The organism is Xanthomonas sp. WHRI 10204 (assembly GCF_040202875.1).
In the GTDB taxonomy this organism is placed as follows: domain Bacteria; phylum Pseudomonadota; class Gammaproteobacteria; order Xanthomonadales; family Xanthomonadaceae; genus Xanthomonas.
Genome location: NZ_JBEGDW010000004.1, coordinates 139,467 through 161,642, shown reverse-complemented (window position 1 = coordinate 161,642; position 22,176 = coordinate 139,467). Strand labels below are relative to the sequence as shown.

Sequence of the window (22,176 nt, the reverse complement as noted above, 5' to 3'; positions counted from 1 at the left end):
GTCAATCCTCAGCGGTTCAAGCGTTGCAGCAAGCGTGCGCGCAGGCTGCGGGCACGGTTGTCGTCCATCGGGGCCAGCACACCGCGCGCCGCGTCGGGCACATGCGCGGCCGTGCTCTCATCGGCTTCGAACACGTAATGCCGGAATACCTCCTGCCAGGTGGCGCGTTGTTCCGGCGGCAGGTCGCGCATGGTGAGCAACGCCAGCATCAGCGCGTTCATCGGCGAATCCATGTAGGCCGGGCTTTGCCGCCACCAGAAATTGACCAGCACATTGAAGCTTTCCAGTGCTTCCACGTGGTGCCACCACATGCTGGGAATGAACAGCGCATCGCCCGGTTCCAGCTCGGCGACCACGGCATGCTCCAGCGCCTGCGCATAGCGCGGAAAGCGCTGCAGATCCGGCGCGGCGATATCCACCAGGCTGACCGGCTGCCCGGCCGGGGTCAGATCCAGCGGGCCGATGTACAGATTGCTCAACTGCTCGGGCGGAAACAGCGTAAAGCGGCGGCGCCCGGCGACCACGCAAGCCAGGTTGTCCGGCAGGTCCTGATGGGCGGCGATCCGCGTGCGGTTGCCGATCCAGATGCTGGCCAGCGGCTCGGCCTGCGGTAGCGCGATGGGATTGGCCGCGCGCAGGCCGGGCAGGTAGGTGTCCAGCGTGGTGGAGCCGACATAGATCGCCGGCGGCTGCGCGTTGTGCAGGTCGCGCAACAAGGTGTCCAGCACCACCGCCAGCGGCACGCGCTCGGGGCGGAAGTTGAAGCCGCTCATGTCCGCGTTGTAGAAGAACCGCCCGCCGATCTCCGGTGGCCCGACCTGCGCCACCACCGCTTCGCCGCGATCGAATCCACGCAAATACGCGGCGGCCGCCTGCGCGGAGCTCGCACCCGCTTGCGCCAACGGCCAGTCGCGCACCAGCCCGCGCAGGACCAGCGGCGTGGTCGAACGCAGCAGCGCAGGATCCAGCTGTTGCGGATCCAGACCGTGGCGTTCGTCGATGGCGCGCGGCTCAGCCGGCATGGCGGCGATTCAGGCGTTCGAGCAGGTGGCGGAATTGCGCGACCGAGGCCACCGCCATGTACAGCGGCTCCAGATCGCCATGCCGGTGCAGGTCCAGCAGCGCCGTCTTGCCGAGCGTGCGCAGGCGTTCTTCGTGCACGGTGTGCAGGCCGGCCAGCCGGCAGTCCAGGCCGTTATCCAGGGTCGCTTCGAACACGAACGGTTCCAGCAACTCGTAGCGCAGCAGGCGCTCGACGAAGGCGTCGCTCGCCGCCAGCCCATCGTGCAGCGTGCGCAGCAATTGGCTGATGTGATACAGAAAATCGGTGGTGCCGCCGTGTTCGCGGAACAGCAGCTCACCGTCCTGGGTGCTGATGCGTGGGCTGTCCAGATCCACGTGCACCATCGGCCCTTCCGGTTGCTGGCCGATCAGAAACGGTTGGCGCTGGATCGCCATCGGCACATAGGGCGCATCCCAGCGCGCGCCATCCAGAAACAGGTTTTCGCCCAGGCGTAATCCCAGCAGGGCCAGCGGTTGAAACCGCCCGCTATCGTTGCGGTGGAACACGATCGGGTATTGGCCTTGCAGCTGGCGGAATTCCTGCGGAAACGTCGCCGCCGACATCACGTCATCGCCATAGGCGGCGCCATAGGCGGTGATCACGCGCAGATCGCGGTGATCGAGATTGTTCAACAACACAGCATTGGTCATGGGGGTCGCCACATCACGCGGGGGCGCGTGGCCCATGCTTGGACAGTTACCCCTCGCGCGGCAAGTGCCGCTGTCGTGCTGCACCTGTCGCAGGAAGGTCGTGCAAGCGTCCCGGCAGACGCGCTGCCGGGACGCTCGGTGCCGCAATTACATCACCAGAACTTGTAGCGCAGGCCCAGCATGTAGCGCGGGCCGGTCTGGGTGGCATAGACGATCTGGTTCTTCTGCCGGCCGTGCTGACGCTGCACTTCGTCGGTGAGGTTGATCGCCTCCAGGCTCAGCGACAGGTTCTCGTTCCACTGGTAGCCGATGCTCAGATCCAGCTGGCCATAGGCTTCGGTGTAGACCGGGTTGGGCTGGCCGCTGCCGTCGAAACGCGCGGCCAGGAACTCGTCGCGCCAGTTGTAGGCCGCACGCACCTGCCACTTGTCCTTGTCGTAGAAGCCGACCACGTTGGCCGAATCGCTCAGGCCTTCCAGCGCGAACTGCTCGCCGATCACCGCGTTGTTGTAGGTCAGCCCGGAGTCGACCATGGTGTAGTTGGCCGACACGCCGAAACCGCTGACGCCGAACATGTGCTGCAGGTTGAATTCCCAACCGTCCAGCGACGCCGAGCGCTGGTTGGCCGGCGCGGTGATGGCGAAGTTGGCCACCGGGTCGCCGGGCTGCCCGCTGATCACGCCGGTGGCGTTGCCGTTGGCATCGTCGGCCCCGCGCACCACGCCGGGCGCGCCGCCGCGGTTGCGGAAGATGTAGTTGCGGATACAGGTCAGGTCGGCCGAGGCGCAGCCGTTGCCCAGCGCTTCGTTCCAGTACGCACCGCCCACCGGGGTGTTCAATCCCAGCGCGGTGTCGTTGCGCGTGGTCACACCGATGTAGTTGTCGATGTTCTTGCGGAAGAAGCCCACCGAGGCGTAGCTGGCATCGCTGTAGTACCACTCCAGCGAAACATCGATGTTGTGCGAGAGCAGTGGCTTCAGGCCGGGGTTGCCTTCCTGGCCGGTGCCGCCTTCCAGGCGTGCGATCTGGTTGAGCGTCTGCCCGCCTTGGATGTCGCCCCAGCCGGGACGGCCGATGGTTTCGCCGTAACTGCCGCGCAGCACCAGGTCGTCGGTGAGCTTGAAGCTCAGGTCCAGGCTGGGCAGCCAGTATTCGTACTTGCCGCTGCCGCCGGCGAAGGCCGAGTCGGCCAGACGGATCGGCAACTCGTTGTTGGCGACCCAATCGATGCCGACCGCCACCGGCACCAGCGCCTGCGCGTCCACCTTGGTTTCTTCGTAACGCACACCGGCGGCCAGGCTGATCGGCACGCGCAGATCGTCCCAGCTGTTATTCCACTGCAGGTAGGCGTTCTTGGATTTTTCAGTCACGCGGCGGTCGGTGTTGAACACCGGCGAGATGCGGTACAGCGCGTCATCGCCCGCAGCTTGCGCGGCGGCCTGGCGTGCGCGCTCGAAGTCGAACAGGAACAACTGGTTGAACTGCGCCGGGTTGCCGCTGCCGCCGATCGCATCGAAATACTGCGCGAACGAGCTCGGAATCCACAGATCGTCCGGGTAATCAGCCGCGGTGCCGTTGCCGCCCCAGGTATCGCGCTGCACGTTGGAGAACGCCGAACGATTCTTCACTTCGGTGCTGCCGATACCGAACTTCAACTGCGAATAATTTTCGAAGGTGAAGTCACCGTTGACCTGCGCCTGGTCGATCTCCGACTTCATGTAGCTGTTGCGGAACGCCGAGCCGGTGACCAACGTGCGCGACGGGTCCAGCCCGTTCAGGCCAAAGCCCAGCTGCTGCTGCAACACCGGGAAATCCTTGCTGAAATCCACCACCGAGGTGCCGCGGTAGAAGCCGGACACGCCCAGCGAATTGCTCGACCCGTACGGGCTGTCCGCGCCGGCTTCGGCGGTGGAGCGGTGGATATCGAAGTTGAGCTTGAACTGATCGTTCACCGCCCAATCCACGTTGAAGCCCAGCGACTTGTTCTGGTTGCGCGTCGCGGCGTTGGAGCCGGCGGTAGCTAGATCGCTGGTGGCCGGGTTGACGATTTCCGAGTAGGTGATGGGACCTGCCACCGGACCATTGGTCCAGGCGCTGGCCGAGGGGCCGTAGTTGAACCACACCGACATTTCGTTGCGCTGCTGCTGGATCTTGTTTTCCGAGTACGTGTAATCCAGCGTGGTGGTGATGTTGTCCAGCGGCTTGTACTGCAGCACCAGCTGGCCGTTGGTGCGCTGGCGCTCAACGCCGACCACGCGGTAGTTGAGGTTCTGCGGCACCGAGTAGATATCGTTCGGGCCGGGGCGGTTGACGATGTTCTCCGAGCCCGGCGTACCCGGCTGCGGAATGGTGCCGTAGGCGGTGGAATCGCCCCGGAACGAGCGCCAGCCGTTGGGCACGCCGACCTGGCTGTAGCCGAAGTCGCGTTCCTGGTAGCTGCCGCTCAAGGACACGCCAAAGCGTCCATCGGCCGAGGTGGTGCTGAAGATGCCGGAGATTTCCGGCGTCAGCGAATCGCCCTGCAGGCGGCCGGGCAGGTTCTCGTTGGACGCATCGTGCACGCCCTTCAGACCCACATTGGCATGCATGCCCGGGTTGTCCAGCGGCCGTGCCGTCTTGATGTTGATGGTGGCACCGATGCCGCCGGTGGGCGTGCTGGCGCGGCTGGTCTTGAACACCTCGATGCCGGAGATCGACTCGGACGCCAGGTTGGCGAAGTCGAACGCACGCGAGTTGGAGGCATTGGATTCTTCGATGCTGGCGCCCGGCATCTGCCGGCCGTTCAACAGCACCAGGTTGAAGTCCGGGCCGACGCCACGCACGGTGACGCGCGAGCCTTCACCCAGCGAACGGTCGATCGACACGCCGCTGATGCGCTGCAGCGACTCGGCCAGGTTGGTATCGGGGAACTTGCCGATGTCCTCGGCCACGATGCCGTCGACGATGCCCTGCGCGTCGCGCTTGACGTTCATCGACGAGGTGAGGCTGCCGCGGATACCGCTGACCTGCACGGTATCGAGCGTGGCGGGGTCGGCCTGGCTGGAGCCGGGGACGGTCGAGGCCGACTGCGGCACCGGCGCGGTTTGCGCGGCCAGCGGCGTCGACAATGCGAACAACAAGGCAGACGTCAAGCGCCGCGTGCGCGGCAGGGTGCGTAGCTCTCTCACGATGATTCCATCCCCAAGCAAAGAAAGCCGGCCCCAAACGGGACAGGCAAAGGTCGAACAGCAATCGCGCATTTGTTAGTGCCGGCTTAACAAAGTCAATTTGCAGTGCAGCATCGGCCGCAAGCCAATGGCGTCACACATCGTTCCAATACGCGCATCGCTTGATGCAGCCGCACTCGATCGCTTGGTCGTACCATCGGGCGTTGATGACACAGTGGCAGCTATTCCAGGGCGACCGACGTGGCGACTGCGCACATCCCGCCGAGCGGAGTTGGCGCGTAGGTGCGGCAGGCAGGTTAAGCAGGGCGGGGGCGGGTGGCGACCTCGGCGCCTTGCAGGCCTGCCGACCACTTGCCTGCCGTGGTCCCATCGTCAGCCGCGCTGATCACCCTTTACGCACCGGAGCGAACCAATGATCGATCTGTACTACTGGCCCACCCCCAACGGCCACAAAGTCACCTTGTTACTGGAAGAGGCCGGGCTGGACTACACGCTCAAGCCGGTCAACATCGGCAAGGGCGACCAGTTCGAGTCGGCGTTCCTGCAGATTTCGCCCAACAACAAGATGCCGGCCATCGTCGACCATGCCCCGGCCGATGGCGGCGCGCCGCAGGCGGTGTTCGAGTCCGGCGCGATCCTGCTGTATCTGGCCGAAAAGACCGGCCGCTTCTTGCCGCGCGACGCCCGCGGCCGCATCGCCGCACTGGAGTGGTTGTTCTGGCAGATGGGCGGGCTGGGCCCGATGACCGGCCAGATGGGCCACTTCAACGTCTACGCACCCGAAAAGATTGCCTACGCCATCGACCGCTACAACGCCGAAGTACGCCGCCTGCATGGCGTGCTCGACAAGCGCCTGGCCGAGCATACGTTTTTGGCCGGCAACGATTACGGCATCGCCGACATGGCCAGCTACCCCTGGCTGCAGGTGTATGGCGACCTCAAGCCCGACTTCGAAGCGTTTCCTAATCTGCACCGCTGGCACACCGCCATCGCCGCCCGTCCGGCCACCCAGCGTGCGTATGCGCTCAAGGAGCAGGTCAACCCCAACGCCGGCAAGCCGCTCAGTGACGAAGAGCGCAAGCACCTGTTCGGCAAGCGCTGAGGCAACGCAGTAGGAGCGGTTGCGCAGCAGTACGCGTGGTGATCGCGGCGACTGTTGCAACTGCGCAGCAACAACAAACGCAAGCAGCATCAGCAAGCAGAATCAGCAACCAGCAAGAGCAAGAGCAAGCAGCAAAAGCAACCAGCAAGAGCAACCAGCAAGAGAAACTAGCAACAGCGAGCAGCAAAGAGTTAGCAGCGGCACTCGCGCACATCAACCGCACGCGACAAATCGAACGCGGCTGATCGAGCCCCTCTCCCCCCGGGAGAGGGGTTGGGGTGAGGGTACGCAAGTAGCGGCAGACCTACCGCGCCCCGCAATCTGCTTCGCATGCAATGCGCATGCATCCTCCGCAGCGCGCCAACTTCAACCGCCAGCCCTAACGCACTTCTGCTCGCCCAAAGCAGAACGACCACAGCCCCAGCACAGCCCTGCAGTACACGCACACAACCACGCGCGCACTATCCCGTGGCGAGCACACACCATCGCCACGCTTCTCAAACACCCCACGTGCCCGCATCCTGTGCGCTGTCTTCAGACAGGATCTTCGATGCGCGCCCTGTTCGCCGCCCTTGCCCTCATGCTCAGCACCGTCCCCATGGCCCACGCCGAAAAACTCACCCTGGAGGCCATCACCGGCCCGTTGCCGCTGTCGGGGCCGACATTGCTCAAGCCCAAGGTGGCCCCGGACGGCTCGCGCGTGACCTTCCTGCGCGGCAAGGACAGCGACCGCAACCAGCTGGATCTGTGGGAATACGACATCGCCAGCCGTCAGACCCGCCTGTTGGTCGATTCCAAAGTGGTGTTGCCCGGCACCGAAACGCTCAGCGATGTGGAAAAGGCCCGCCGCGAGCGCCAACGCATCGCCGCGCTCACCGGCATCGTCGATTACCAATGGGCGCCGGATGCGCAGGCGCTGTTGTTCCCGCTGGGGGGCGAGTTGTATCTGTACGACCTGCACAAGACCGGCGCCGCCGCAGTGCGCCAGCTGACCCACGGCGAAGGCTTCGCCACCGACGCCAAGCTCTCGCCGAAGGGCGGCTTTGTCAGCTTCGTGCGCGAGCGCAACCTGTGGGTGATCGACCTGGCCAGCGGTAAACAGCTGCAGCTCACCCGCGACGGCAGCGAGACCATCGGCAACGGCGTGGCCGAATTCGTCGCAGACGAAGAAATGGATCGCCACACCGGTTACTGGTGGGCGCCGGACGATTCGGCGATCGCCTTCGCGCGCATCGACGAAGCGCAGGTGCCGGTGCAAAAACGCCCGGAGGTCTATGCCGACCACACCGAGGTGATCAGTCAGCGCTACCCGCAGGCCGGGCAACCGAACGTCGCCGTGCAGCTGGGCGTGATCGCACCGCGCGCCGCCGCCGTACCGACGTGGATCGATCTGGGCAAGCAGCCGGACATCTACCTGGCACGCGTGGATTGGCGCGATGCGCAGCGCCTCACCTTCCAGCGTCAATCGCGCGATCAAAAGACCCTCGAGCTGATCGAAGCCACGCTGGCCAGCGGCAAGCAACGCACGCTGATCACCGAAAGCTCGCCGACCTGGGTACCACTCACCAACGATCTGCGTTTTCTCAAGGACGGCCGCTTTGTCTGGAATTCCGAGCGCAGTGGCTACGAACATCTGTACCTCGCCTCCGAAGACGGCGCCACGCTCACGCCGCTGACGTCCGGCGCCTGGGTGGTGGACGCGCTGCTGGCCGTCGACGAGCAGGCTGGCCTGGTGTACTTCGCCGGCAGCAAGGACTCGCCCACGCAGACCCAGCTCTATGCAGTGCCGCTAGCCGGCGGCGCCATCGAAAAACGCTCGACATCCATTGGCACGCATGCGGCCAGCTTCGCCAACAACGCCAGCGTGTATGTCGACACCTGGTCCAACACCACCATACCGCCGCAGATCGAGCTGTTTCGTGCCAATGGCGAAAAAATCGCCACCTTGCTCAAGAACGACTTGGCCGATCCGCACCATCCGTATGCCAGGTACCGCGACGCGCAGCGCCCGATCGATTTCGGCACGCTTACCGCCGCCGATGGCAAGACACCCTTGCACTACCGGCTGACCAAGCCGGACAACTTCGATGCGAGCAAGCGTTACCCGGTCATCGTCTATGTCTATGGAGGCCCCGCTGCACAAACCGTGCTCGATGCGTGGCCCAGCCGTGGCGATGCGTTGTTCGATCAATATCTTGCGCAGCGCGGCTACGTGGTGTTTTCGCTGGATAATCGCGGCACCCCGCGACGCGGCCGCGACTTCGGTGGCGCGCTGTACGGCAAGCAGGGCACGGTGGAAGTGGACGACCAGCTGCAAGGCGTGGCCTGGCTCAAGACCCAGCGCTGGGTGGATCCGGCGCGCATCGGCGTGCAGGGCTGGTCCAACGGCGGCTACATGACGCTGATGCTGCTGGCCAAACACAGCGACGCCTATGCCTGCGGCGTAGCCGGTGCACCGGTGACCGATTGGGGTCTGTACGACACTCACTACACCGAGCGTTACATGGACCTGCCAGCCGGCAACGCCGATGGCTATCGCAACGCGCGCGTCGCCACCCATCTGGATGGCCTGCACGCCAAGCTGCTGCTGATCCACGGCATGGCCGACGACAATGTGCTGTTCACCAACTCCACCGCGCTGATGAGCGAGCTGCAGCAGCGCGGTACGCCGTTCGAGTTGATGACGTATCCAGGCGCAAAGCACGGGCTATCCGGCAGTAATGCATTGCACCGTTACAAGACCGCCGAGGCGTTTTTGCAGCGCTGTCTGATGCCGTCGCAGCAGTAGACGGCTGCCGCTGCGTTAGACGTATCGCCTGTCGGTTTCCCCTGCGTTCGCACGCGGAGTGCCATGTCGCTGCCGCCCCCCATTCCCATTGCATCGCCGCATCGTTTGCGCGCTGTCGAGTTCTGGAGCCGGCATTGGAAGTGGGTCGTTCCCGGCATCGGCGTGGCGCTATTCCTGCTGCTGGCATTGGTGATCGGCGCGTTGATCTACGTGATTACTGCGGCAGTGAAGTCCAGCGATGTGTACCGCGACGCGCTGCGCAGCGCCAAGGCCGACACGCATGTCGTGCAGGCCCTGGGCACCCCCATTACCGAAGCGTTTCTACCCGATGGCAGCATCAGTTATGTCGGCGACATTGGCGAGGCGCATTTCAGCGTGGGCCTGCACGGGCCGCGCGGTAGCGGCAGCGTGCAAGTGGATGCCACGCGCAGGCACGGCCGTTGGACCTACCAAACCCTGACGTTTGCCGGTCCACACGGCGACCCGATGAACCTGTCGCCAGCGACGTCTGCAACTCCCGTGCAGTCGCAGCCCCGTACGCCATGACTTAAGGCGGATTGCTGCCGCCGCCGCAGATGCGTAGGGTCGCGCTACTCAATTCGCGGATCTGCCTCATGAAGCCACTCGTTCTCGCCGTTGCGCTGGCGCTCGGTTCTTCGTTGCCGTTGCAGGCACAGACCGGCAAGACCGCGCCCACACAACCCGCCAGCCCGGCCTGGGTGCAGACCAGCAACGGCTATGCGCAGATCCTGCTCAACGCGCAGGCGCCGTTCCAGCCCGAATACGCCAGCTTCTTCGGTGTGCCCGGCTACGACGATCAGGTTGTCGACCTGGGGCCGGACAACGCCGCGCGTTATCGCGATGCCATGCGCAAGGCGCGCGCCACGCTGCAAACCAAGCTCGCCACCGAGCGCGATGCCAACGTGCGCCAGGACCTGCAGATCATGATCGGCGCTGCCGAGCAGAACATCGAAGGCAGCGAGCTCAACGAGCGTTATCTGCTGCCCTGGAGCGACGCGCCTGAGGCGGTCTTCAGTGGCCTCAACGGTCTGCTGTCCGACCAGACTGTGCCCGAGCGCCGCGCCAAAGCGCTGGACCGCCTCAAGCGTTATGTCGGCCTGGTGCCGGGGAGCACGCCCACCACCACGCTAGCGCGCCAGCGCTACGAGGAAAAGCTGAGCAACAAGGCGTTGCTGCAGCCCACCCAGCGCGAAGTGGAACAGGCGCTGGCCAACGTGGACACCTACGTCGCAGGCATCGGCGAGCTGTTCGCCAAATACAAGATCGCCGGCGCCGACGAAGCGCTCAAGGCCATGTCCACCCAGCTCAAGGATTACGCCAGCTGGACCCGCACCAACGTGCTGCCCAAGGCGCGCAAGGACACCCGTCTGCCCGAGCCGCTGTATGCGTTTCAGCTCAAGCAGGTCGGCATCGATATCGCCCCGCAGGTGCTGATCCAGCGCGCGCAGCTGGAATTCATGGAAACGCGCTCGGCCATGCGCCAGCTCGCCCCGCTGGTGGCCAAGGCCAAGGGCGTGCAGGGTAGCGATTATGTGCAGGTGATCCGTGCGCTCAAGGGCAACACCATCGCCGACGACCAGCTGGAAACCTACTACCGCGGCGTGATCGACCAGATCGACCCGATCATTCGTCAGCAGCGCATCGTCGATGTGCCCAACCGCCCGATGCAGATGCGCCTGGGCAGTGCTGCCGAAAGCGCTGCGCAACCGGCACCGCACTTCCTGCCGGCACCGCTGATCGGCAACACCGGCCAGCAAGGCCAGTTTGTGTTGCCGTTGGGCAACCCGACCGCCGACGGCGCCAAGAAGGAGCAGTACGACGACTTCAACTTCGGCTCGGCCGCCTGGACGCTCAGCGCGCACGAAGGCCGCCCCGGTCACGAGCTGCAGTTCACCGCCATGGTCGAACGCGGCGTCTCGCTGGCGCGCAGCATGTTCGCGTTCAACTCGGTCAACGTCGAAGGCTGGGCGCTGTATGCCGAAGCCGAAATGGTCCCGTACGAGCCGCTCGACGGGCAGCTGATCGCCCTGCAGTTCCGCCTGCTGCGCGCCGCCCGCGCCATGCTCGACCCCATGCTCAACCTGGGCCTGATCGACCGCGAACGCGCGCGCCAGGTACTGGAAGACGACGTCGGCCTTTCGCCAGCGATGACCCGCCAGGAACTGGACCGCTACACCGTCCGCGCCCCCGGCCAGGCCGGCAGTTACTTCTACGGCTACACCCGCATCCTCGAACTACGGATGCGCACCGAACTGGCGCTAGGCAAAAAGTTCGACCGCCTGGCCTTCAACAACTTCCTGCTCGACCAGGGCCTGCTCCCGCCGGACCAGCTGGCCAAGGCAGTGGAGACGCAGTTCGTTCCGGCGCAGCAGAACAAGCGCTGAGCATAAGGCCCAACATGGGCATGCGGCAGCGGTCGTCAGCCGCCTCATGCCTGCGTTGTTTAAAGCCGTTGGACGGTTAGCGCGCTGGAGGTGGTGCGTCCGGCATGGCGCCGGTTTCCGCCCCCGCAGGCACCCAGATCGCCATACCGGCCGCGCGCTTTTGCGTGGTCGGAATGCCGATCCCCAAACCGCCGCCGACGCGGCCGCCGTAGCTGCCGCCGCCGACCGACAGGCCGCCGCCGGAGCGCTCGGAGCCGACGCCGACGATGACCACGCCGTTGGCGCCGAGCTTGGCGGCCTCGCGTTTGAGCCGTTGCACGGCTGCATCGGTCTGGCCCTGGGTGCCGAAGCCGGCGGCGCTGGTGGATTCGAGCTGGGCGATCTCCATCGAGCCGACCGGGGCGTGCGAATAGACCTGCACCTGGGTGGGGTCGATCGGCGCGCGCGCCTGGCCGAGCATCACCTTGGAGCTGCTGGCGCAGCCGGCCAGCAGCAGGGCCAGTGCAGCGCCGACGACGAAATGCCTGTTCATGATGTGGCCCCCTGAATGTTGGTGATGACGGCGATGATCCGGCGCCCGGACTGAAGAGTGGCTAACACGAGGTAACAACCCGCCTTCAGATGGGTGCTGGCGACGCGGAGGAGCCACGGTGTACGAGCGGTCCAGTCCGCACCGAGCGCCCGCCGCGGCACCTGGCGGCGGCTGCCCAATGGGTTTGTCGGTCGCACTGGATCGCTCCCTGCCTCGTCGCACCCTAGCCACGCCCATGTGAGGCTACCGCCAAGCCGCCATTGGTCAGGGTGACCACCCGCCCACGGCGTCTTGGCAGCCGCCCCGTTAAGCTCGGTGTTTCTTCGATAGACGAGGTGGCACGTGGGATTGATCAGCCTGCTCTGGGGCATTGTGGCGCTGCTGTGGATGGTGCTGGCCTTCATTCCGTTACTGGGATGGGGCAACTGGTTCCTGATTCCGTTCGCGGCAGTGGGTGCGCTGATCGCGGCGATCGCGCTGTTGTTCACCTCGGCCGGCAACCGCGGCCGGGCCAAGACCGGCTTGCTGCTCAATGCTCTGGTGATCGTGGTTGGAGTGATCCGCCTGAGCCTGGGTGGCGGGGTGATCTAGGCTGCTTTCGACAAGCCGGCGAGGCACATGTGCGTCGGCGTGTGTCGACGCACGCATCTGGCAGAGCTTGCATCCCCAGCCTTGAAAGCGCTGCCCGACCTGCAGATCGGCCACGCCGATCGCGGCCTGCCATGCCGTTGCAGCGCTGCGACACTGCGTCGCAGCGCGTCCCGCGCGCGATGTCGGGCGTAAACTGACGCGCTATCTCAAGGAGCCGCGTCATGGCCCATCCGCACTATCGCCCCCGTCGCATGCGCCACGATGCGTTTTCGCGTCGGTTGATGCGCGAAAACACGCTGACCACCGATGACCTGATCTGGCCGGTGTTCGTGCATGAATTATCCGGCCGCGCGCCCATCGCCTCGATGCCGGGCGTGGAGCGGCTGTCGCTGGACGAGCTGCTGCGCGAGGCGGAAAACGCGCTGGAACTGGGCATCCCGGTGATCGATCTGTTCCCGGTGATCGACCCGGCGGGCAAGAGCCTGGATGCCGCCGAAGCCTGGAATCCGGACGGTCTGGCGCAGCGTGCGGTGCGCGCGCTCAAATCGCGCTTCCCGGAGCTGGGGATCATGACCGACGTGGCGCTGGACCCGTACACCACGCACGGCCAGGACGGCATCATCGATCACAAGGGCTATGTGCTCAACGAGATCACCGTCGAGGCGCTGGTCAAGCAATCGCTGTCGCATGCGCAGGCCGGCGTAGACATCATTTCGCCCTCGGACATGATGGATGGCCGCATCGGCGCGATCCGCCGCGCGCTCGATGGCGACGACCATCTCAACGTGCGCATCATGGCGTATTCGGCCAAGTACGCCTCGGCGTTCTACGGCCCGTTCCGCGATGCGGTGGGCAGCGCCGGCAATCTGGGCAAGGCCGACAAGACCACCTATCAGATGGACCCGGCGAACAGCGACGAGGCCATGCGCGAGATCGCGCTGGACCTGGAAGAAGGCGCGGACATGGTGATGGTCAAGCCGGGCATGCCGTACCTGGATGTGGTGCGTCGGGTGAAGGAAGAATTCCGCGTGCCGACCTTTGCATACCAGGTCAGCGGCGAGTACGCGATGCTCAAGGCGGCGGCGGCCAACGGCTGGCTGGACGAACGCAAGTGCGTGCTGGAAGCGTTGATGGCCTTCAAGCGCGCTGGCGCCGACGGCGTGCTGACGTACTTCGCCCCGCAAGTGGCGCGCTGGTTGCGCGAAGGCTGAGCGCGTCCAGACGTGCTGCGTGGAGCGGCGCTGTGGCGGCATCTTTCGTGGATGCCGCTGCAGGTGGGTGCGATGCAGTGAAGTCGGCATTCGATGGTTTTGGTCGGATCTTCCGCGTCTTTGCACGGACCGGTAAGCCCGGCCTGCTTCGCGCTGCAGCGATTGATCTGATGCCATGCGATCGACCTCCCGCACCTGGCACGGCGCCGGCCTGACAACACAGGCCGACAACTAAGCATTGATCCAGATGCGCAGGAGCCGTCATCGGGCAGACCGCCTACGAGACCACGCAACCGCGATCGAACCAAGTGCGCCAGCTGCGATAACGATTCTCATCTACAATAGCAGGCCTTGTTGCTTCTGGTTGTTCGCGCGTGTTCAAGACGGTTCTGTTCCAACTGCACTGGCTGCTCGGCATCACCGCCGGTCTGGTGCTGTCGGTGATGGGCGTGACCGGCGCGCTGATGTCCTTCGAGAACGAAATCGTGCGGCTGGCCAACCCGGCCATCGCGCAGCTGGCGGTGCGGCATGCCGCCGGCGATCGTGTGTTGCCGGTGGATGTGTTGCTGCAGCGCCTCGACCTGCTGCCGCGCGATGCAGGAAAACAGCAGGCGGTGACACGCATGCTGATCGACCCCACCGGCGCGCGGCCATCCACCGCACGTCTGGCGGGCAAGGGCGGCGGGCGCGTGTACTTCGATCCTTACACCGGCGCGCGTGTCGCCGCACCGCGCCTGAGCGGGGCGTTTGCGTTCATCGAGGATCTGCACCGCAATCTGACCGCGGGTAAGCGCGGCCAGGCAGTGACCGGGGCGTGCGCCTTGATCCTGCTGTTTTTCTGCGCGTCCGGGCTGTATCTGCGTTGGTCGCGGCGCTGGTGGAGCCTGCGAACCTGGTGGGTGGTGGAATGGCGGCGGCAGGGGCGCAGTTTTCTGTGGAGCCTGCACGCGGTGTTCGGCACCTGGTGTCTGCTGGTCTATCTGCTGGTCGCGCTGACCGGGCTGACCTGGTCGTACGACTGGTACCGCGACGGCATGGTGGCCTTGCTCGGCAAGGAGCCGGCCATGCGCGGCGACGGGGGCGACCATCGGCCGGCGACGGTGAATTTCGCACGTGTGCAGCGCACTCTGGACGGTATCCCGGGCACCCATCACGCTGCGCTGGATCTACGGGTGCCCACCCGTGCCGGGCAGCCGATGAGCGTGCGGTTTTTGCCGGATCGGCCCGACCACGACCGCGCCTACGACAATCTGGAAATCGACGCCGCCAGCGGCGCCTTGCTGCAGCGCCAGGATTACGCGCGGTTGCCGCGCGGCCAGCAATGGCTGGTGAGCATGTTCCCGCTGCATTCGGGCAGTTTCTTCGGCTTGCCGGGGCGCATCGTGGTGATGCTGGCGAGCCTCGGCATGTCGGTGTTCTTCATCAGCGGCTGGATGCTGTACCTGGATCGCCGCCGCAAGAAGCGCGAGCTGCGCGCCGCACGCGTGGTGCTGCAGAACGCACCGCCGGCCTCGCAGGCTGAGCCATGGTTGATCGCCTTCGCCAGCCAGAGCGGCTTTGCCGAACGGCTGGCCTGGCAGGCGGCCGGGCATCTGCAAGCGGCCGGCCTGCCGGTGCAGGTGCGCGCGCTGGCGCAGGTGGATGTGCAGCAACTGCAGGCCACCCGGCACGCCTTGCTGGTGATCAGCACGTTCGGCGATGGCGAGCCGCCGGATGCGGCGCGCGCGTTCGAGCGCGAACTGATGCGCCAACGCATCGGCTTGCCGCAGCTGGCTTACGCGGTGCTGGCATTGGGCGACCGCCAATACGCGCAGTTTTGCGGGTTTTCGCGGCGTATCGAGCAGTGGCTGGACGCGCAGGGTGCACGCGCGTTGTTTCCCACAGTGGAAATGGACAACGCCGATCCGCAGGCGCTGGCGCAATGGCATGCGCAGCTGGCGCAGATTGCCGGCGCGCCGCTGGCCGCGGTTGCGCTGACGCGTCCGCGCCTGAGCCAGTGGGCGCTGTCGTCGCGAACCCATCTCAACCCGGGCAGCGAGGGCGCGCCGATCTGGCGCATCGACCTGCAGCCACCGCTTGAGGCGCACTGGCAGGCGGGCGATATCCTCGAAGTGCAGCCTGCGCACGCCGATGCGCAGGTGCGTGCGTGTCTGGTGGCGTGGGGCCTGCCGTCCGATGCGTTGGTGCATGTCGATGCGCAGTTGCTGCCGCTGCATCAGGCCGCTGCCGAGCGTGTGCTGCCGCCCGCGCCCGCGACGGCGCCCGCGCCGTGTCCGGATCCACAGACCTGGCTGGATGCCTGCGACTGGTTGCCCACGCGCGACTACTCGCTGGCCAGCGTGCCGGCCGATGGCGTGGCCACGGCGGTGGTGCGCCTGACCACCCGTAGCGATGGCAGTCCAGGGCTGGGCTCGGGCTGGTTGATCTGTCATGCGCCGATGGGGGCGGCGGTGCGCGCGCGGTTGCGCACCAATCCCGGCTTCCATCGCATCGAAGCGGCGCCGATGGTGTTGATCGGCAACGGCACCGGCATCGCCGGGTTGCGCGCCTTGTTGCGCGAGGCCGAGCTGGCCGGCGTGCACGGGCATTGGCTGCTGTTCGGCGAACGCCATGCCGCACACGACCGGCTGTTGTCCGACGAACTGCAGGCCTGGCAGGCAAGCGGTCATCTGCAACAACTGGACTGGGTGTTCTCGCGCGATCAGCCGCACAAGCGCTACGTGCAGCATCAATTGCGCGATGCCGGCGACGCGCTACGGCACTGGATCGATCGCGGTGCGGTGGTCCATGTCTGCGGCAGCCTGGACAGCATGGCGCGCGCGGTCGACGTCACCTTGCGCGAACTGCTGGGCGACACCCGCGTGGACGCGCTGACGGCAGCGGGCCGCTATCGGCGCGATGTGTATTGAGCACAGTCATGACCACTGCGTCGCCGCCTTGGAGGGGCTGACAACACGTCAAAGCCTGGTTGGTCGAGTGCGTGGCGCCCTTACCGCTCGCGGGACACGCCGTGCATCCGTCCGTGCAGGCTGGGTGGCAGCATCCATGCCGCCACACGGTCCCGCACGCGGTGAGGACAGCGCACCAGAGAGTTGGTCAGTGGTCGCGTGAAAAGCGTCTTTCGCGCAAGGTGCATCGGCATTGGGTGGTTGGCACACCATTATCCAAAATGCACGTCACGCACTGCTCTTGACCGTGCACACCGACCATCTCGACGGGTCCTTGCCCGCTTACCGTCGCGGAACCTTACGAGGCATGGATGCCGCGTAAGCGCTGACAAGGACGTACTTGCAGCGTGTCCCGCGACGGTAGGCGGGTGGGCCCTGCAGCCGAGCCGCAGATCAAGCCGCAAGTCAGCAGCTCTACAACCAGGCCGCAGCGCAGCTGCGCTGCATTGAAGACCCACATGCTCCGCTTTGAAATAGACCAGCGCGAGGTGCTTTGCCAGCCGCTCTTGTTTTGACTTCGCGCATCCATCCGCTCTCAGCGGCAGCTGGTATCGCCCTCCACCGCCGGCGCCTTCATCCGGTAGAGATCCAGCTGGCCCGCGCGTGGTGCACGTGCGCTGCCGGTCACCAGCAGTTCGCCCGGTTTGGACGCATCCACCACCGCCGCAAACGTGCGCTCCTGCGGCCCGTTGAACGACAGCGGCAACGGCTGGCCCTGGGCGTAGTGCCCGTTGTTGCAGGCGGCCAGCAGCAACTGGCTGGGGCCATCGACCGCACCGCGCGCCCATACCAGGCCACGCCCGTCGCCGAGCCAGGCCGCATCCAGTTCGTCGGCCGCGGTATTGATGTCGCGCAGCGGCGCAGGTGCGGTGAATGCGCGCCCGTCCCAGCGCGCCACAAACACGTCCAGGCCGCCGGCACCGCCGTGGCCATCGCTGGCGAACAGCAGACGCGTGCCGTCCAGCGACAGGCTCGGTGCGCGCTCGTCGCCGCGGCTGTTGATCGCCGCGCCCAGAGATTGCACCGCGCCCAGGCCGCCTTGCGCATCCACCGGCACGCGGTACAGATCGCTGCCACTGGCGCCACCGGGCCGCGACGAGGCGAACAGCAGCCAGCGTCCATCGGCACTGAACAGCGGCGTGATCTCGTCCTGGGCGGTGTTGAGCGGCAGCGGCTGCGCGTCCTGCCAACGCCCGCCGCGCAGCTGCGCCTGCCACAGGTCCCAGCCCCCGGCACCACCGGCGCGGTCGCTGGCCCAAACGATGCGCTGCCCGTCCGGGCTGAGCGTGGCATGCGCCTCGTTGGCCGGCGTGGACACCACACCCATGCCTTCGATGCCGAACTCGGCAAGTCCCGACGCGGACGGGACGAAGAGTAAACTCGCCGCCAGCGCGAGCGGCGTCCATCGAAGTTGCATGCGGTGTTCCTGCTCCAAGTCGCGCACAGTCTAGTCAACCAGAGAGCGTTTCATGCCCGTATCCCGTTATGCCGTGTTCGGTCACCCTGTCGCCCATTCGCTGTCGCCGGCCATCCATGCCGACTTCGGCAAGCAGACCGGCATCGCGCTGGACTACACCGCCATCGATGCGCCGCCGGACGCGTTCGCCAGCACGCTGCAGCGCTTCGCCGACGAAGGCGGCAAAGGCGCAAACGTCACCCTGCCGTTGAAGGAGGCCGCCTTTGCGCTGGCCGCCAGCCTGAGCGATCGCGCGCAGCTGGCCGGAGCGGTGAACACGCTGGTGCGTAACGATGGCCAATGGCAGGGCGACAACACCGACGGCGTCGGCCTTGTGCGTGACCTCACCGATCGCCACGGCCTGGATCTGCGCGGTCGTCGCGTGTTGCTGCTGGGCGCCGGCGGCGCCGCACGCGGGGTGGCACCGGCGCTGCTGGATGCCGGCATCACCGAGATGGTGGTGGTGAACCGCTCGCCCGAGCGCGCCGACGCGCTGTGCGATGCGCTGGGCGAACCCGGCCGGGTGGTGTCGCGCTACATCGAAGACCTGCGCGAACTGGGCGACTTCGAGTTGATCGTCAACGCCACCGCCGCCGGGCGCGACCGCGACGCCGGTGCGTTCTCGCTGCCGCTGGGCCTGGTCAACAGCCTGACCGCCGCGGTGGATCTCAACTACGGCGAAACCGCCATCGCGTTCCTGGCCTGGGCACGCGCCGCGCACTGCCGTTACGCCATCGATGGCCTGGGCATGCTGGTGGAGCAGGCCGCGGAAAGTTTCGCGTTGTGGCATGGCGTGCGCCCGGACACCGACCCGGTGTACGCGGCGCTGCGCGCGCGTGACGCTGTCTTGGTCAGCGCGGACTGAGCCGTTGCCCATGACCACCACCGACATCCTGCTCAGCCTGATCACCAGCCTGCTGTCGCGGGTGCCGATGCTGATCGCCTTGTTGCTGGGGCTGGTGCTGCTGTGGCGCGCCCCGCACGGGCCGCTGCGGCGTGCCGCGCTGGCCGGGCTGTGGCTGCTGCTGGGCTGTGTGCTGGCCGAGGTGGCCTTGCAGGCGATTCCGATGCTGTTGCTGCAGCAAGGCAACGTGCGCCAGATTGGTCTGGTGATGGGCGTCGGCCGCTTCGTGCTGACCGCCGTGCAAGGCGTCGGTATTGGCGTGTTGGTGTGGACCCTGGCGCGCAGCCTGCAACGGCTGCCGCCTGCTGCGGGTCCGCGCGCATGATCCCGCTCAAGGCGTTGGCGCTCGTCCTGGTCGGGCTGATCTGTGCAGGGCAGGGCGGTTGGACGTTGCTGCATCCGCAGGCGCTGGCGACCGTCAACCGGGGCGGACTGCTGTACGAACGCTTCGGTCCGGCCGGTGTGGGCATCGGCATGCTGGCGATGGGCGTGGCCATGGCCGTGATCGGCGTGGTCTGGGCGCGCTACGCCTGGCCGCGACGCGGTTGATCCAACATTCCACGGAGTCCAGCTGTGGGGTGTCCGTGGCGGTCGCCGGTCTTCGAGCGCCGCTAACGCAACTCTGAGTGGCCCCCAGAAGGACCAGGGTTGATCGAAAGCGGCAAGCGCAGCGTGCACGCAGATCCCGCGTGCAGTATTCGCCGCCATCTGCCGACGTGCGCGCTTGCGTCATCCGCTCCGGACATCGGTCGCCAAAGCGTGCAAGGGCACCCGGCAAACAGGTTCAGCTGCCGCGCGTATCGGTCGCAGGCGCTGCGCCGGTCCGTGCGAAAATAGCGCGATGAGTGACCTTGCCCCACCGGCTGCGCCGTCCGCGCCCGTCCCCGCCCAGCGTGTGCTGACCGACCCGATCAAGGCCGGCATCCGCGACGCTTACGCCAAGCTGCAGGCCAATACGCCCGGCTTTGCCACCCGTCGCGCGCAGAGTCAGATGATCGGTCTGGTCTCGCGTGCGCTGGCCACCTCCGGCGGCATCGGCATCGCCGAGGCGCCCACCGGGGTGGGCAAGAGCCTGGGCTATCTCACCGCCGGCGTGCCGATCGCCCTGGCGACCAAGAAAAAACTGGTGATCAGCACTGGCACCGTGGCGCTGCAGTCGCAGCTGGTGGAGCGCGACATCCCGGCCTTCCTCAAGGCCACCGGCCTGGAAGCGACCGTCGCCCTGGCCAAGGGCCGCACCCGCTATCTGTGCACGCGCAATGCCGCGGAGCTGGAAGGCGACACCAGCCAGAACGCCATGTTCGAAGACGAGCAGGCGCTCTACGATCGCCCGCTCAGCCCCGTCGATGCCGATCTGGCCAAACGGCTGGCCAAGGCCTACGCCGCGCGCACCTGGAGCGGCGACCTGGACGATGCCCCCGAGCAGGTCTCGGTGCCGTTGCGCATGCGCATCACCACGCCCGCCTCCGGCTGTGCGGGGCGGCGCTGCAGTTATGCCGCGCAATGCCCGGTGCTCAAGGCACGCACCGATGTGCGCGAAGCGCAGATCGTGGTCACCAACCACGCCTTGCTGCTGTCCTCGCTGTCGCTGGGCGATGCCGAAAACGGCCAGCCGCTGATTGCGCCGCCATCGGACATGTTGCTGGTGCTCGACGAAGGCCATCACATCGCCGGCGTGGCCATCGACCAGGGCGCGGCCAATCTGCCGCTGGACGAGATGGCCAAGCGCACTGGCCGCATGCAGATTCTCATTGCCGCGGCGTATCGCGCGGTGGACAAGGACAAGGTCGGCAACCTGCTGCCCAACGAAGCCATTGAGGTGGCCGCGCGGGTGTCCAAACTGCTCAAGGCCTTCCATGCCGAAGTCGAGCGCGTGTGGAAGCCCGAGCCTGGCGAGCGCGATCCGTTGTGGCGTGCCGCCAACGGCAAGTTGCCGCCGCAGTGGGGCCCGGCCATCGAAGAACTGGGCGAAGAAACCCGCGCGCTGTTCAACTGGGTGCATGCCGCGCACAGTGCGATCGCCAAGGGCAAGCAGGACGATGCCGCACGCGAGCGGCTGCAACGCAACCTGGGCCTGGCGCTGGAAATGGCCGAGCAGCAACACAATCTGTGGAGCGGCTGGCGGCGCGAAGACAAGGAAGGCCAGCCGCCGATGGCGCGCTGGATCACCCTCTCGCGCGAGGGTGATCTGATCTGCCATTGCTCTCCCGTGTCGGCCGCGCAAGTGCTGCGCACGATGATCTGGAACGAAGTGGATTCGGTGGTGATGACCTCGGCCACGCTCACCGGCGGTGGCGATTTCCAATCCTTCGCCATCGACAACGGCCTGCCCGATCACGCCGAAATGGCCTCGCTGGCCTCGCCATTCGACCTGCCCAATCAGGCCGAACTGATCGTGCCGAATTTTCCGGTCACCCCGGACGACCGCGAAGGGCATCCCAAGGAAGTGGCCAAGTATCTGGTGCGCGAACTGGATTGGAACGCCAAGGGCAGCATCGTGCTGTTCACCTCGCGCTGGAAGATGGAAAAGGTGGCCGACCTGATGCCGCTGGCGCAGCGCAACCGTGTGCTGGTGCAGGGCGAAGGCAACAAGTCGCAATTGATCACCGAACACATGCGCCGCATTGCCGCTGGCGAAGGCTCGGTGTTGTTCGGTTTGAATTCTTTTGGCGAAGGCCTGGACCTGCCCGGCGATGCCTGCACCACGGTGGTCATCACCCAGGTGCCATTCGCGGTGCCGACCGACCCGCAGACCTCGACCTTGAGCGAGTGGCTGGAAAGCCGCGGCCACAATGCGTTCAACCTGATTGCGATTCCGCATGCGCTACGCACGCTCACCCAGTTCGCAGGGCGGCTGATCCGCAGCTCCAACGACCACGGCCGCGTGATCATTCTCGACTCGCGCCTGCTCACGCGTCGCTACGGCAAACGCATCATCGACGCGTTGCCACCGTTCAAGCGGGTGATCGGGCGCTGAGTGCGTCGGCACATGGTGTGCCAATGCAGCGCTCAGTGATGTCGACCGCCTGGTCTCGGTCGACAAGGTTGTACTTGAGCACTGCATAGCGACTGCCACGCATGGCAGCGTCGTCATCCGGCATGCCGCTGCGAGCGATCATGCGCAGCATGTGTCACCTCATGTACGCGGGCGCAGTTGCTTGCCAGGCATCGCGTTGGTTGCTGCAGATGCAGTGTTTTTTCGCATGGCATCGCCTTGCAGTGCAGCATCGGCCTACGTTTTTCGGTAGTGACGTCATGCGACGCGAATGCAGACGAGACGCTTGAAGCTGAAACAGTCGCGTTATCTGCAACACGCTGCCACACGAAAAGCGATGCATATCACGCAACGCAGTCATCAT

The 22,176-nt window shown here is 66.0% G+C and carries 17 protein-coding genes and 1 other RNA gene; 12 read left to right on the top strand and 6 right to left on the bottom strand.

All coding sequences use genetic code 11. From position 1 onward, the window contains the following. Positions 1-8 precede the first annotated feature (8 nt). The 3 genes from ABQZ00_RS20940 to ABQZ00_RS20930 all read right to left on the bottom strand — a co-directional run bounded on the left by ABQZ00_RS20940 (position 9) and on the right by ABQZ00_RS20930 (position 4,880). Positions 9-1,022, bottom strand: a complete 1,014-nt coding sequence (locus ABQZ00_RS20940; RefSeq protein ID WP_323538953.1) for a cupin-like domain-containing protein — start codon at positions 1,020-1,022, stop codon at positions 9-11. Beyond that, positions 1,012-1,713 (bottom strand): SapC family protein, encoded by a 702-nt coding sequence (locus ABQZ00_RS20935; RefSeq protein ID WP_323538952.1) that lies wholly within the window; start codon positions 1,711-1,713, stop codon positions 1,012-1,014. The genes ABQZ00_RS20940 and ABQZ00_RS20935 overlap by 11 nt, the downstream gene beginning before the upstream one ends. Positions 1,714-1,865: 152 nt before the next feature. Beyond that, positions 1,866-4,880: a TonB-dependent receptor gene (locus ABQZ00_RS20930; protein ID WP_115554857.1), complete on the bottom strand. Its 3,015-nt coding sequence runs from the start codon at positions 4,878-4,880 to the stop codon at positions 1,866-1,868. A 412-nt stretch (positions 4,881-5,292) separates the two neighbouring features. Here ABQZ00_RS20930 and ABQZ00_RS20925 point away from each other — a divergent pair, with 412 nt between their 5' ends. The 5 genes from ABQZ00_RS20925 (at position 5,293) to ABQZ00_RS20905 (ending at position 11,175) form a co-directional block, all read left to right on the top strand. Continuing rightward, positions 5,293-5,982 (top strand): glutathione binding-like protein, encoded by a 690-nt coding sequence (locus ABQZ00_RS20925; RefSeq protein WP_323538951.1) that lies wholly within the window; start codon positions 5,293-5,295, stop codon positions 5,980-5,982. 35 nt (positions 5,983-6,017) lie between these two features. Then, positions 6,018-6,227, top strand: coding sequence for a hypothetical protein (locus ABQZ00_RS20920; protein WP_323538950.1), 210 nt, complete (start codon positions 6,018-6,020; stop codon positions 6,225-6,227). Positions 6,228-6,532: 305 nt separating this feature from the next. Beyond that, positions 6,533-8,770, top strand: a complete 2,238-nt coding sequence (locus ABQZ00_RS20915; protein WP_323538949.1) for a S9 family peptidase — start codon at positions 6,533-6,535, stop codon at positions 8,768-8,770. 63 nt (positions 8,771-8,833) lie between these two features. Continuing rightward, positions 8,834-9,316: a cytochrome c oxidase assembly factor Coa1 family protein gene (locus ABQZ00_RS20910; protein WP_323538948.1), complete on the top strand. Its 483-nt coding sequence runs from the start codon at positions 8,834-8,836 to the stop codon at positions 9,314-9,316. A 68-nt stretch (positions 9,317-9,384) separates the two neighbouring features. After that, on the top strand, positions 9,385-11,175 hold the full coding sequence (locus ABQZ00_RS20905; RefSeq protein ID WP_323538947.1) for a DUF885 domain-containing protein: 1,791 nt from the start codon (positions 9,385-9,387) through the stop codon (positions 11,173-11,175). Positions 11,176-11,251: 76 nt separating this feature from the next. Here ABQZ00_RS20905 and ABQZ00_RS20900 read toward each other — a convergent pair whose 3' ends face one another. Then, positions 11,252-11,707, bottom strand: coding sequence for a hypothetical protein (locus tag ABQZ00_RS20900; protein ID WP_115529411.1), 456 nt, complete (start codon positions 11,705-11,707; stop codon positions 11,252-11,254). 59 nt (positions 11,708-11,766) lie between these two features. Further along, positions 11,767-11,842, bottom strand: a non-coding RNA gene (locus tag ABQZ00_RS20895) — sX9 sRNA. 213 nt (positions 11,843-12,055) lie between these two features. Between ABQZ00_RS20895 and ABQZ00_RS20890 the strand changes: the two genes are divergently transcribed. The 3 genes from ABQZ00_RS20890 (at position 12,056) to ABQZ00_RS20880 (ending at position 16,418) form a co-directional block, all read left to right on the top strand. Then, positions 12,056-12,298, top strand: coding sequence for a hypothetical protein (locus tag ABQZ00_RS20890; RefSeq protein WP_193589340.1), 243 nt, complete (start codon positions 12,056-12,058; stop codon positions 12,296-12,298). A 221-nt stretch (positions 12,299-12,519) separates the two neighbouring features. Further along, the gene (gene hemB / locus ABQZ00_RS20885) at positions 12,520-13,509 is read left to right on the top strand and encodes a porphobilinogen synthase (protein WP_323538946.1); all 990 of its coding nucleotides are present in this window, start codon (positions 12,520-12,522) and stop codon (positions 13,507-13,509) included. Positions 13,510-13,883: 374 nt separating this feature from the next. Continuing rightward, entirely contained in the window at positions 13,884-16,418 is a 2,535-nt protein-coding gene (locus ABQZ00_RS20880) for a PepSY domain-containing protein (RefSeq protein ID WP_323538945.1), read from the top strand. 574 nt (positions 16,419-16,992) lie between these two features. Here ABQZ00_RS20880 and ABQZ00_RS20875 read toward each other — a convergent pair. Next, entirely contained in the window at positions 16,993-17,874 is an 882-nt protein-coding gene (locus ABQZ00_RS20875; protein WP_323538944.1) for a TolB family protein, read from the bottom strand. A 52-nt stretch (positions 17,875-17,926) separates the two neighbouring features. On the opposite strand from ABQZ00_RS20875, the gene aroE reads away from it, so the two are divergent. From aroE to dinG, 4 genes are all read left to right on the top strand, one after another. After that, on the top strand, positions 17,927-18,778 hold the full coding sequence (gene aroE, locus ABQZ00_RS20870) for a shikimate dehydrogenase (RefSeq protein ID WP_055847161.1): 852 nt from the start codon (positions 17,927-17,929) through the stop codon (positions 18,776-18,778). Positions 18,779-18,788: 10 nt separating this feature from the next. Then, a complete protein-coding gene (locus tag ABQZ00_RS20865; RefSeq protein ID WP_055847164.1) occupies positions 18,789-19,142 on the top strand; it encodes a hypothetical protein in 354 nt (117 codons plus the stop codon). Further along, positions 19,139-19,366 carry a hypothetical protein gene (locus tag ABQZ00_RS20860; RefSeq protein WP_055847167.1) on the top strand — a complete coding sequence of 76 codons (228 nt, stop codon included), beginning with the start codon at positions 19,139-19,141 and terminating at the stop codon, positions 19,364-19,366. The genes ABQZ00_RS20865 and ABQZ00_RS20860 overlap by 4 nt, the downstream gene beginning before the upstream one ends. A gap of 292 nt (positions 19,367-19,658) precedes the next feature. Continuing rightward, on the top strand, positions 19,659-21,794 hold the full coding sequence (gene dinG / locus ABQZ00_RS20855; protein WP_055847169.1) for an ATP-dependent DNA helicase DinG: 2,136 nt from the start codon (positions 19,659-19,661) through the stop codon (positions 21,792-21,794). The last annotated feature ends 382 nt before the right edge of the window (positions 21,795-22,176 follow it).